Here is a 12,580-nt window from a genome sequence, read left to right on the forward strand (position 1 = left end):
ATGTTAATCTGGACAGGAATTGTTCTGCTGAACAGAGCATCAGCCTGGCTCAGATATTTGCTCGCTTTGGCAAATCAATTTTCAAGCATAGCTTTCCGCGGAATCATTATTGGCTGCCTGCTTCAACCAATTTTACAGAATCGGTTGACTAGAGCAGACCGAAGCAAAATACCCACGAGTATTTTTCTCTGAAAAATATATTTTTTCAGAATAAATCTGACAAACTTTACTCTATTTAGATAATTTGAATAATAACGATTTTTTTCAATTTGATAATTGACTGCCATATTCGGTCTAGCCGAATCAATCATGAGCTTTAGGAGTTAGCCATGCGAGTGAATCATAATATTGCATCCATGACCGCCCTGCGCCACCTGACCAACACCGCAGAACATACAGCAAGAAATTTGGAGCGCTTGTCGTCCGGTCTCAGGATTAATTCTGCACGAGATTCGCCGGCTGAACTGATGATCTCAGAGAATATGAGAGCTCGGATCGGTAGTGTAGACCAAGCAATGCGCAACACTGAAACTTCGATCTCGATGGTCCAAACTGCAGAGGGTGCTCTCAGTGAAGTTAGTAGTATGCTGATCAACATGCGCCAACTAGCGGTTCATGCTGCAAACGAAGGTGCAAATGACAATCAAATGATGCAAGCAGATCAGAATGAAATTGAGAACCTTCTGGCTACCTTGGATCGTATCTCAAACTCAACGCAATTTGGTTCAAAAGTGCTTTTCAATGGTAGCAATGCAGCAAACGGAGTCACTGTAGGTGACGGCTTTCGCTTTGTTTCTGCGTCTGAAAAGACACAGGCTGCACCAACAAAAGAAGGGTATCCGATAGATATTCTCCAAGTTGGTGTGCGAGCACGGATGTCAGGGACCAAGCCAATTGAGATTGAGAACGTAGAGAAAGGCCTCACCTTCGTAATCAACGAAGGTAAGGCGATGATGTCGCTCAACACCACAGAGGGCCCGCTCTCTGAGAGCTTAAACCGCCTACTTGATAACCACTACCGTTCTCCAGAGCTGTTCACTAGAGAAGATGTTGAAAAGGGAATGCAGCAGCTGATTTCTAGAGCTATGAATGACAAAGCGGATGAGAACGGGCTTCAAGTAGAGGTTTATATCAATCGTGCGGGGATGTTGACAGTTCGCCACAAGCACTTTGGTAGTGAGCCAAGCTTCAGTATTACGGTAAATCAACCTGAGGTGCTAACCCAAATAGCTGATGAGGCTCAGTTTTCAGAAGGTGGGCGTGATGTGGCGGGTTTCATTGGTGGAGAAATTGCGATTGGACGAGGCCAACGACTCACTGGAGCTCCAGGAACTGCCATCGAAGGTTTAGCCATCGAATATACCAAGGAGTTGGGTAGTCGTATCGAAGAATACATTAATCCAGAGACTGGTGAACTTGTTGAAGTCCGCGAAGTGTTGGATGACAACAGCACTTTGGCAGGTAAAGAAACTGACGGATATGTTCATGTCACTCAAAATTCAATGATTTTTCAAGTTGGGCCAAACTGTGAACAAGAAGAGGCATTTTCTCTGTGTAGCGTGAGATCCAATGAATTAGCGAAAGGTGTAAAAAACGAAAGTGATTTCAGAAGCCTGGCTGATATTGATGTGACTACGCAGCAAGGAGCCTCAGATGCAATCTGTATGATTGATGAAGCGATAAACCAAGTCAGTCAGTGTAGAGCTGATATTGGTTCTTTCCAGAAAAACTCACTGGAAACTAATTTACGTAACCTCCGGGTTCATAATGAGAATTTGGTCAGTGCAGAATCCACAATTCGTGACGCTGATATGGCTGCAGAAATGAGTGATTTTACACGAAATCAAATCTTATTGGCTTCTGGTACCGCAATGACTGCACAAGCGAACCAATTACCAAAATCAGTCCTACAACTAATCAGTGCTGTATAATTTTTACAATAACTTTGAAGCTAACCTTCAGAAGATGCCATGAATTCCCTAAATATTAGAGGAGGCCTGTCTCCGCTAGGGGCCTTCCAACAACAGCAGCAACGTAAGCGGGATGAAAACCGCCACGCCAAGCGACTGCAAGGAGAGACAGCAGGATCCCATCAGGATGGACCTGTCTCATTGGTAATTCCACCACGATTGCAGGCGCAGGTAGCAGGTTTGACCCGGATCATTGTTGACGGAGAGACTGGTGTTTCACTAATTCAAACAGCAGAAGCTGCACTCCACGAGTTGCTGAGGCTACTGGAACAGTTACAGAAGCTGGCTGGCTACGCCTCCACCGGAATGGAAAACAACTTAGTCTTAAGAAATGCGGACCAACGTGAACTAGAAAATGTGCTCCTCAACATTGATCACATCGCTGAAGTGACAAGCTACGGTCCTGAAAAACTACTTGACGGTAGCCATGAGGTTCATGGAGTTGCGCAGGGTGAATACTTGGAATTTGTTTCCGCCACAGCAGAAACACAGACTGCACCAGTATCTGGCTATGATGTAGTTGTTACACGGGCTCCAGCCCCATCAACTTTACTCGGACTACAACCCCTAACTCGAGAACTACTCCGAGCTGGAGAGCAACTCTGGTTCCGTGAAAAACAAAAGCAACATCGTTTCAGAGCCCAACACGATGAAGATCATCAACAATTTTTGAAGCGATTGAATAACGAGCTTCAAGGAGCTGGATTACCACTTAATGTGAAACTGCGAGCAGATCAGTTGCTGGAGGTTGAACATCAATATTGGGGTAGCAAACCCACTTTCGAAGCAGCAAGCTCCACTGCAGGAATCCTTGGCTCAAAACAAGGTACTGTTCGTAGAGCTAATCCTGGCATCGACGTAGTCGGTCGGATTGATGGTGTGGAAGGTACGGGTGAAGGCCCGTTTCTTTATGTACCAACCGGCTCTGGTCGAGTTAGTGGAGTCTGCTTAAGAATCAATGGTCGAACCCCTCGGGTTCAGGTGCCATTACACGGTTCGGTTTCCCTCTTTCAAAATGCTTTGCGCTTCGGCAGTCACGCCGCTCCATTACGGCTCAACATGCGGAGTGTTTGTAGCGCAGACTTGGGAAGACATGTCCCAAACCCCTCAGGATTCGAAAATTTGGGTGACTTGAACATTACTACTGCACAAGGTGGTAAGGACGCACTGCTCTTAATTGAACAGGCCAAGCAGGAAATCTACGGTCAGTTGGAAGAAGTTGGGAGCTTTCGAACACGCCGACTTCAAGGGCAACTGGTGCAATTGCGTGAGAAACATACCAAGTTGGTCCCAGAAGCTGAACAGTTGAATAACGTACATCAGGCTCATGCCGCTGCGATCGCTACCTCAAAGCTAATGCAGGAGGACCAAATGAGCGGATTGCAGGCACAGGCCAGTCATTCAATGACTTCTTTGCAGTCGTTGCTGGACTAAAATTACTGTGGTGAAATCACCGCATACTGAAATATGAATTTCCTTGATGCGAAGTTGGATGCTCCGATCAGGAAAAATTCAAGAAATAGAAGCCCATTGGAGGGGTGATACAGACAGCTTTAATAAATTTTAGTTATTTCGATTATATCGAAAATTTAGGTAAAAATAACCTTTCGTTGGAGTAACACCATGATGCGAATTAAACATAACATTGCTGCACTGAATGCACACCGCAATTTGGTGAACAACAATGATGTGACTAACAAGACATTACAGCGGCTCTCCTCCGGTATGAAGATCAACCAGGCAGCGGATGGTCCGGCTTCATTGGTTATTTCAGAAAAATTGCGAGCCCAAATTGGTGGTCTGCGACAAGCCATCGATAACTCTGAAATTGGCATCGCAATGGTTCAAACAGCGGAAGGTGCACTGAACGAAATCAGTGCTTCTCTGGTGACCATGCGTCAATTGGCCGTTCATGCTGCAAACGAAGCTGTGAATGACGACGAAATGCTCCATGCAGATCAAGAGGAAATCAATAACATCCTAAGCATGATCAACCGGGTCTCTCGAGATGCGCAATATGGCAAGAAGCATCTGCTTGATGGTAGTCGTGGTGCAAACGGAGTGACCAGCGGGGAGAATCTGGAATTTGTCAGCGCCAACGAGAAGACAAAAGGCTCTGGAGTAGGTGGCTACAAGATTGAGGTTGTGGAAACTGCTAAGCGTGCCCAAGTAACAGGAACATTGGCACTAACAAATGAAATTATTGACCGCGGTGAGCAAATCACAATTGAAGAAGGTGGAAAGACAATTACTTTCCACACCCTACGTGGTGAAACAATCGAAGCAAATCTCAATGCGCTGAAGAAGACGATGGCCGATTCAAACATCGGTGTTGAATTGGTGTTGCCTAATCAGCAGCAGCTGGAGTCCTTGCTGGAGGATAGTGATCTGCGCTCGAGCATCCGCTATCGGATCATCGGGGTACATAACAACGCAGACGCACTTGAGGATGTGCTTCGCCAAGAAGATGTTGCCACTGCCCTGCGTGAGGTTGGCTTAACCGCAGATGATGTGCGTGCGGCTGCTGCAAACATTACCGATTCCAACGAGCCACAATTCATCACCTTGCGGCACAAGGATTATGGGACAGAGCCAGTCTTTTCAGTCACCAGCACTACTGCAGGTTTGGTAGCAGCAGAGTCAGACGTGCCTCAAGAGATCAACAACGGTCGTGATATAGCTGGCAAGATTCAAGGAGAGGTTGCTTTTGGCAAGGGACAAGTACTCAAAGGAGGTGCTTTCACTCAGGCTGATGGTCTAGAAATTCTTTACACCGGTGCAAAAGCCAGTGAGAAAGGTGAATTCGTTGGCTCTGTCACCGTTACTCAAAACTCGATGTATTTCCAGATTGGAGCCAACTGTGGTCAAACCGTTACTCATGGTATTCGTGAGATTACCTCGAAGGGATTGGCAAGAGCCGTTGAGAATCTCTCAGGATTCAAGTCATTAGCAGATATTGATGTCCGAACTGCACAGGGAGCTCAAGACGCTATCTGCCTGATCGACAAAGCAATTCAGGAAGTTTCTGGAACACGTGGCCGGATGGGAGCCTTCCACAAAAACAATCTCCAGAGCAACCTGAACTACTTACGAAGCGCACATGAAAACGTGACAAAGGCAGAGTCCGTCATCCGTGATACGGACGTTGCTGAGGAGATGACGCTCTACACCCGAAATCAAATCATGATGGAAGCTAACGTCGCGATGCTGGCTCAGGCGAATCAGGCTCCAAGTGTCCTGATGAGACTCTTACAGTAACAATTTGTTTCAAAATCTCGAATTCATTCTTTCTGACGATTTCGTCGAAGTTCATTACTGCCCAGAATGAGGGGTAACCATGTCAATACGCATTAATACAAACATTTCAGCGATCAACGCTCACCGTATGTTGGCAAGAAACAATGAGATTTCTTCAAGAAATCTGGAGCGCCTTTCATCCGGTCAGAAGATCAATCGTGGTGCTGATGGGCCAGCAGCTCTGGTCATCAGTGAGCGTCTACGAGCGCAGATTGGTGGAATTAAACAGGCGATTGATAATTCTGAAGCTGGCATCTCACTGGTACAAACAGCGGAAGGTGCTTTGGATGAGGTAAGCGCAGCCTTGGTAAACGCAAGGCAGTTGGCGGTTCATGCAGCAAACGAAGCAGTCAACGATGAAGTGATGCTGAAAGCTGACCAGCAAGAGCTCGAGAATATTTTGGGTACGATCAACCGGATTGCCAAGAACACACAGTATGGAACTAAGACATTGCTTGATGGCAGCAAGGGAGGCAATGGCGTGACGACAGGAGAAAATCTGGAGTATGTCGGAGCAGACGAAAAAACAAAAGGTTCCGGTCGACGAGGCTACGATGTCGTCATTCGCCAAGCGGCGACTCAGGCCATCGTGCGAGGCTCACTGGCGTTGGACAACACCATCATTGATCGAGGCGAGCAGATCACTCTGAGCGAAGGAAACAAGACGGTCACCTTCCAGACAATCAAGGGTGAGACGGTTGAAACCAACTTAAATGCCCTGGAAAAAGCAATCAAGGATGCAGGGTTACGGATCAAGATGAATCGTTCTCTACAGATTGATACGGATGCGAATGCACCACAGGTGCTTGAATTTCAGCATTCGGACTATGGTAGTGAGCACTCCTTTAGCATCTCCAGCACTACGGCAGGAATTCTCTCCTCCGAAGGCGATGTGTACGACACAGTGAAAAACGGACTGGATGTGCAAGGCGAGATCAATGGAGAGGAGGCAAAGGGGAAAGGTCAGATTCTGACAGGTGGACCAGGTGCTGCGAAGGTTGAGGGACTTCAGATTCGTTATACTGGTGAAGATGTTGGTTTCAGCAAAGATGATCTCAAGTTCATGCCATTGGGTACAACTAGGGAAATGAATTTTCAGCAGAATTTACAGAACCAAGCTGGCAAGCGAGTCGGTGGAGTGACCTTCTCACAGACAGTGTTGAACTTTCAGGTAGGAGCCAACTGTGGTCAGACGACGATTCTAGCGATCCAGAGCATGTGGGCTAAGGCACTTGGTCGAGGTGTGCGCAATAAATCTGAATTCGATTCTCTTCAAGATATCGATGTGACAAGTGCTGACAGGGCGCAGGACGCAATGTGCGTGATTGATCGAGCCCTAGAGGAAGTTAATGCAACACGAGCCCGACTGGGAGCCTTCCAGAAGAACAATCTGGAAAGCAATCTGAGCTATCTGCGTTATGCTCACGAGAACCTGAGCAAGAGTGAGTCAGTGATTCGTGATGCGGATATTGCGGATGAGATGACCCAATTCACTCGCAACCAGATCATGATGGATACTACGATGGCTATGCTGGCTCAGGCAAACCAGCGTCCACAATCGGTGTTGCAGCTGTTGCAATAATAGAAGAGAGCAGGACCTTGGTTAGCAAGGTCCTTTAGCTTAAAATTCAGATTATCGAAAATATCTGAGTGAATACTTTCGGATGACCTTGCTGGTCTTCGGAAAGTACGCACGAAGCGTCAAAGTTAAATATCCATTTTCTACACTGGCTTTCGGTGTAGGGAGGGTGACACAGGGAGGTGTCATACCGTGTTCGATTAACGCCAATACGATAAAGACACCTACCCAATCAGATTCAAGGAGGAATTGTGTCACTACGAGTCAACACCAATATGCCGGCAATCAACAGTCACCGGAACTTGATCATCAACAACACTGAGCAAGCCAAGACCATGGAACGTTTGTCTTCCGGACTAAAAATTAATCGTGGCGCTGATGGTCCAGCTTCCTTGGTGATCAGTGAGCGTCTACGAGCTCAGACGGCTGGATTGAAGCAAGCCATCGATAACTCAGAAGCTGGAGTCTCGTTGGTACAAACAGCGGAAGCCGCACTGGATGAAGTCAGTTCAGCTTTGATCAATGCTCGCCAACTTGCCGTCGCATCGGCTAACGAAGCAGTAAATGATGAGTTCATGCTGCGAGCAAATCAGCAGGAGATCGACAACATTCTGTCAACTGTGAACCGAATTGCTCAAAATACTCAGTACGGCAAGAAAAACTTGCTTGATGGTAGCAAGGGAGCCACGGGTGTTGTTTCAGGAGCAAATTTAGAGTTCGTGGGAGCCACTCAGGCGACTGAGAGTTCAGGGCCAAGTGGATATGAGATTCACATCACTCAAGCATCACGTCGCGCACAAATCACTGGGTCAGTTGCTTTGACCAACGAGATCATTGATCGAGGTGAGCAGATTACGATCACGGAAGGTTCCAAGACAGTAAATTTCAAAACGATCAAGGGTGAGACTGTTGAAACTAACCTCAACGCATTGACAGCAGCAATCGAAGAAGCTGGGCTAAATCTGTCGCTGATTCGTCCCGCTGAAGACTCTACAGATGCTAATGCTCCACAGATCATTAGCCTGCGCCACAATGAATTTGGTAGTGAACACTCTTTCAAAGTATCAAGCAGCACAGCTGGTCTTGTTTCTACGCAAGGTGATGTCTACGACACGATTGACAACGGGCTGGACGTACAGGGTGAGATCAACGGTGAGGAAGCCACAGGAAAGGGCCAGATTCTAACTGGCAACGATGGAAACTCGAGCACCGAAGGGTTAGCGATCCGCTACACTGGCCAGGCGCTTCCAGGTGAGCCAAATCCACCAGATTTGCCTCAGCCTGAAACTGCCGCAGATCAGGTCACTCAGGCGAGTATGGGGAACTTGGTGCCAGTCAAAGCAGGAACGATTTCACTATCCCAGAACTCACTGGTCTTCCAGATTGGTTCCAACTGCGAGCAGACAACTTCGATAGCGTTGCGCAACATGCAAACCAACACATTAGGTACAGGAGTTGACAACGGAAGTGACTTTACCTCTTTGGCAGATATTGACGTGACGGATGCCGAGAAAGCTCAAGATGCGATGTGTGTGATTGACCGAGCTTTGGAAGAAGTTTCATCAACGCGAGGAGAGATTGGTGCCTTTCAAAAGAACAATCTGGAGAGCAACCTCAACTATCTGCGTATTGCGCATGAGAATGTATTGAATTCAGAGTCCGTAATTCGAGATGCAGATATGGCCGAGGAGATGACCAGGTTCACCCGCAACCAAATTATGACGGATTCTGCAACAGCAATGTTGGCCCAAGCGAATGCGCGATCACAGGCAGTTCTACAGTTACTGAATTAGGAAATGTAGCCAGATTGGCTGCATAAGTTTTCATAGAAAGCCTAACACAGGAAGTGTCAGGCTTAGATAAAGAATCTACATAGGTTCTAAACATCACAAGTGTTCATGGAGGAACAATGACTTTACGAGTAAACACCAATATTCCAGCGATCAACAGTCACCGTAACTTGATTCTGAACAACACGAATCAGGCTCGTACGATGGAGCGATTGTCTTCTGGTCTGAAGATCAACCGAGGAGCTGACGGTCCTGCTTCCTTAGTGATCAGCGAGCGTCTACGGGCTCAGACCGCTGGGTTAGAACAAGCAATTGATAACTCTGAGGCAGGGATAGCACTGGTGCAAACGGCAGAAGGCGCACTCAACGAAATGAGCTCAATATTGATCAACGCTCGACAGCTTGCTGTCGCTTCAGCTAATGAAGCAGTGAATGATGAGTTCATGCTGCGAGCGAATCAGCAAGAGATTGATAACATCATTGCAACAGTCAACCGGATTGCTCAGAACACAGAGTTCGGTAAGAACAAATTGCTCGATGGTAGCAAAGGTGCAAACGGAGTCGTTTCCGGAGCCAATTTGGAATTTGTTGGAGCCACCAGAGACACTAAGGCCTCTGGCCCTAGAGGTTATGCAGTCCACATTACGCAGGTAGCTCGGCGAACTCAAGTGACTGGCACCCTAGCTTTGACCAACGAGATCATTGATCGTGGTGAGCAGATCACCATTACAGAGGGATCCAAGACAGTTAACTTTCAAACGATCAAGGGTGAGACAGTTGAGAATAACATGAACGCCCTGACAGCTGCTGTTAAGGAAGCCGGGCTCAACTTGGACATGATCCGTCCTGAGGAAATCAACACGGATGCTAATGCTCCACAGGTCATCAGTCTGCGCCACAAGGAATTCGGCAGTGAACATAGTTTCCAAGTTTCTAGCACAACAGCAGGATTACTGAGCAGTCAATCTGATGTTTATGACACGATCACAAATGGTTTGGATGTGGCGGGTGAGATCAACGGTGAGGAAGCTTCTGGCAAGGGGCAGGTGCTAACTGGCAATGCCGGCAACACAAGCACAGATGGCTTGGCTATCCGCTACAATGGCTTGGCTCTTCCTGGTGAATTTCCGCCGGCTGATATTCCTGCGGAGATGACGCCGCCAGATCAGAGAAGTGAGGCACAACTCGGTAATCTGGTACCCGTTAAGGCTGGTACAGTTTCCTTGTCTCAGAACGCATTGGTCTTTCAGGTAGGTGCTAACTGTGAGCAGACAACCTCAGTTGCCTTGCGCAATATGCGAGCAAATAGTCTGGGCACAGGTGTAAAGAACGAGAGTGATTTTGGTTCACTTGCAGATATTGATGTGACAGATGCCCAAAAAGCTCAGGACGCAATGTGTGTGATTGATCGAGCCCTGGAAGAGGTTTCTTCAACTCGTGGTGAGATTGGTGCCTTCCAGAAGAACAATCTGGAGAGCAACTTGAACTACTTGCGCATCGCCCATGAGAACGTGATGAATTCAGAGTCAGTGATTCGTGATGCGGATATGGCCCAAGAGATGACCAACTTCACACGTAATCAGATCATGGTTGATTCCTCAACAGCGATGCTGGCACAGGCAAATGCACGAGCACAGTCCATCTTGAGATTGTTCAATTAAGCAAATGAATACGAAGAAAGTAGGGTTTTTCAGCAGCATCTTCGATAATTAGATTTACTAAGATTATTAATAGTGAAGGAACCACGGAAATGGGTATTTCAGCGTTTTCCGCCTTCACTTACGGCCTCCAGGCCATTTTCGAAGAGGCTGACACAGGGACGTGTCGGACCTCGATCAATAGAATCCCGTGGGGATTCATTCCCTGCGGGGGATTCTAACTATCAAAAGTGATCAAGGAGGAACTATGTCACTTCGCGTTAACACCAATATGCCAGCGATCAACAGCCATCGCAATCTGATCACCAATAACGCCGAGCAGGCCAAAACCATGGAGCGCTTGTCTTCTGGCTTGAAGATCAACCGAGGAGCTGACGGACCTGCTGCCTTAGTCATCAGCGAGCGCCTGAGATCACAGACTGCTGGTTTGAAACAAGCTATTGATAACTCAGAAGCCGGTGTAGCTCTGGTGCAGACGGCAGAAGCAGCTTTGAATGAGGTCAGTTCAGCTCTGATCAATGCTCGTCAACTGGCTGTTGCCTCGGCCAACGAAGCTGTCAACGATGAGTTCATGCTGCGAGCAAATCAGCAAGAGATCGACAACATTCTGGCAACAGTCAACCGGATCGCCAAGAACACACAGTTTGGCCAGAAGAACCTGCTTGACGGTAGCAAGGGTGCCACGGGAGTAGTTTCTGGAACAAATCTGGAGTTTGTTGGAGCTAGCCAGGCAACCCAGAGTTCAGGTCCCAATGGATATAACGTTGATATTACCCAGGCAGCCCGTCGCGCGCAGGTAACAGGGGTTCAGGCGTTGACAAATGGAATTATTGACCGAGGAGAGCAGATCACGATCATTGAGGGGGCGAAGACTGTAAACTTCCAGACAATCAAGGGAGAGACAGTTGAGACGAACCTGAATGCGCTGAATGCAGCGATTCAGGAAGCAGGCCTGAACGTAGATATGATTCGCTTCGATGAAAAATCTACCGATCCAAATTCGCCGCAGATCATTAGCTTGCGCCACAAAGAATTTGGCAGCGAACACTCCTTCAAGGTTGCAACCACAACGGCTGGACTTTTGGGTAGCCGGGCGGATGTCTACGACACCATCGAGAATGGTTTGGATGTCGCTGGTGAGATCAATGGTGAGGAAGCCTCGGGTAAGGGCCAGATTCTGACTGGGAACTCTGGTAATTCCAACACCGATGGATTGGCAATACGCTACACCGGCTTGGCTCTGCCTGGCCTAGTTCCCCCGGCAGATGTTCCGGCTGAGATGACTCCACCGAATCAGATGGTGGAGCGAGATCTGGGCAACATGGGTCGAGTGCGAGCTGGTTCGATTGCCTTGGCGCAGAACTCACTGGTCTTCCAGATTGGTTCAAACTGTGAGCAGACCACGTCTATCTCATTGCGCAACATGCAGACCAATACACTGGGGACTGGTGTTGACAACGAAAGTGATTTTGTCTCCTTGGCAGATATTGATGTGACCGGTGCCCAGAAGGCTCAGGATGCGATGTGTGTGATTGATCGAGCCCTGGAAGAAGTCTCCTCAACACGTGGTGAGATTGGTGCCTTCCAGAAGAATAATCTGGAGAGCAACCTGAACTACTTGCGAATCGCTCATGAGAACGTGATGAGTTCCGAATCTGTGATCCGCGATGCCGATATGGCGGAAGAGATGACCAAGTTCACTCGCAACCAGATCATGACGGATTCAGCAACAGCAATGTTGGCTCAGGCGAATGCAAGATCTCAGTCCATTCTCCGCTTGTTCAACTGATTCCACTGCAAACCTTGGAAATCTCTGGAAGTTCTTATTCCAGAGTTTCCCTCAGATAAAAGTTGGTGGATTTTTGGGAAGGTATCTGCTGGGTACCTTCTAATAAATCCATGACTAGAGCATAACTTGGACTGGTCGTGATGAACTAAGCTCTTCGAAATGAAAGTTACTGTGGAGGTCTATCTGACTTTCCTCTTTAAATCCGTAAAAGGCTTACGGACTGCTAAGATCTTGGTGAAGCGAATTTCGATTTCAGTTAGTGATTTCCTAGTTCAGATCTGTCTGTCTAGCAAATATTTCATCTGAAGCGATCAAAGAGTCGCATCTGCGTGGACTTATCGCACAGTAACTAAAATAAGCTGAGAAGAGTCAGTCAAAATTTTAATAATCTTAATTATTGAAGTATCAATTAATGAAGTAGGTAAGAGAGCAAGCATTGAACTGCTTCTTCCACTTCGTACAAGGCCCGAGAGCCATTTTTTATGAGGCTGACACAG

General features: G+C 47.5%; 8 protein-coding genes. All 8 read left to right on the forward strand.

Annotated features, from left to right (window positions below):
- The coding region (locus P8O70_05455) for a hypothetical protein (GenBank protein MDG2196323.1) at positions 1-192 on the forward strand (192 nt) is incomplete at its 5' end.
- Between the two features lie 137 nt (positions 193-329).
- The gene (locus tag P8O70_05460; protein MDG2196324.1) at positions 330-1,931 is read left to right on the forward strand and encodes a flagellin; all 1,602 of its coding nucleotides are present in this window, start codon (positions 330-332) and stop codon (positions 1,929-1,931) included.
- Positions 1,932-1,970: 39 nt separating this feature from the next.
- A complete protein-coding gene (locus tag P8O70_05465) occupies positions 1,971-3,404 on the forward strand; it encodes a hypothetical protein (GenBank protein MDG2196325.1) in 1,434 nt (477 codons plus the stop codon).
- Between the two features lie 189 nt (positions 3,405-3,593).
- Complete coding sequence (locus P8O70_05470) at positions 3,594-5,228, forward strand: flagellin (protein ID MDG2196326.1); 1,635 nt, start codon at positions 3,594-3,596, stop codon at positions 5,226-5,228.
- 79 nt (positions 5,229-5,307) lie between these two features.
- A complete protein-coding gene (locus P8O70_05475; protein ID MDG2196327.1) occupies positions 5,308-6,849 on the forward strand; it encodes a flagellin in 1,542 nt (513 codons plus the stop codon).
- A gap of 248 nt (positions 6,850-7,097) precedes the next feature.
- Positions 7,098-8,639: a flagellin gene (locus P8O70_05480; protein ID MDG2196328.1), complete on the forward strand. Its 1,542-nt coding sequence runs from the start codon at positions 7,098-7,100 to the stop codon at positions 8,637-8,639.
- Positions 8,640-8,755: 116 nt separating this feature from the next.
- Entirely contained in the window at positions 8,756-10,297 is a 1,542-nt protein-coding gene (locus P8O70_05485) for a flagellin (protein ID MDG2196329.1), read from the forward strand.
- Between the two features lie 244 nt (positions 10,298-10,541).
- On the forward strand, positions 10,542-12,083 hold the full coding sequence (locus P8O70_05490; GenBank protein ID MDG2196330.1) for a flagellin: 1,542 nt from the start codon (positions 10,542-10,544) through the stop codon (positions 12,081-12,083).
- Positions 12,084-12,580: the final 497 nt, after the last annotated feature.

This window comes from SAR324 cluster bacterium (assembly GCA_029245725.1).
Classification (GTDB): domain Bacteria; phylum SAR324; class SAR324; order SAR324; family NAC60-12; genus JCVI-SCAAA005.

Bases quoted from the DNA above. Each gene is read 5' to 3' on its own strand.
- P8O70_05475 (MDG2196327.1), top strand. From the start codon at position 5,308: ATGTCAATACGCATTAATACAAACATTTCAGCGATCAACGCTCACCGT.
- P8O70_05470 (MDG2196326.1), top strand. From the start codon at position 3,594: ATGATGCGAATTAAACATAACATTGCTGCACTGAATGCACACCGCAAT.
- P8O70_05460 (MDG2196324.1), top strand. From the start codon at position 330: ATGCGAGTGAATCATAATATTGCATCCATGACCGCCCTGCGCCACCTG.
- P8O70_05485 (MDG2196329.1), top strand. From the start codon at position 8,756: ATGACTTTACGAGTAAACACCAATATTCCAGCGATCAACAGTCACCGT.
- P8O70_05490 (MDG2196330.1), top strand. From the start codon at position 10,542: ATGTCACTTCGCGTTAACACCAATATGCCAGCGATCAACAGCCATCGC.
- P8O70_05465 (MDG2196325.1), top strand. From the start codon at position 1,971: ATGAATTCCCTAAATATTAGAGGAGGCCTGTCTCCGCTAGGGGCCTTC.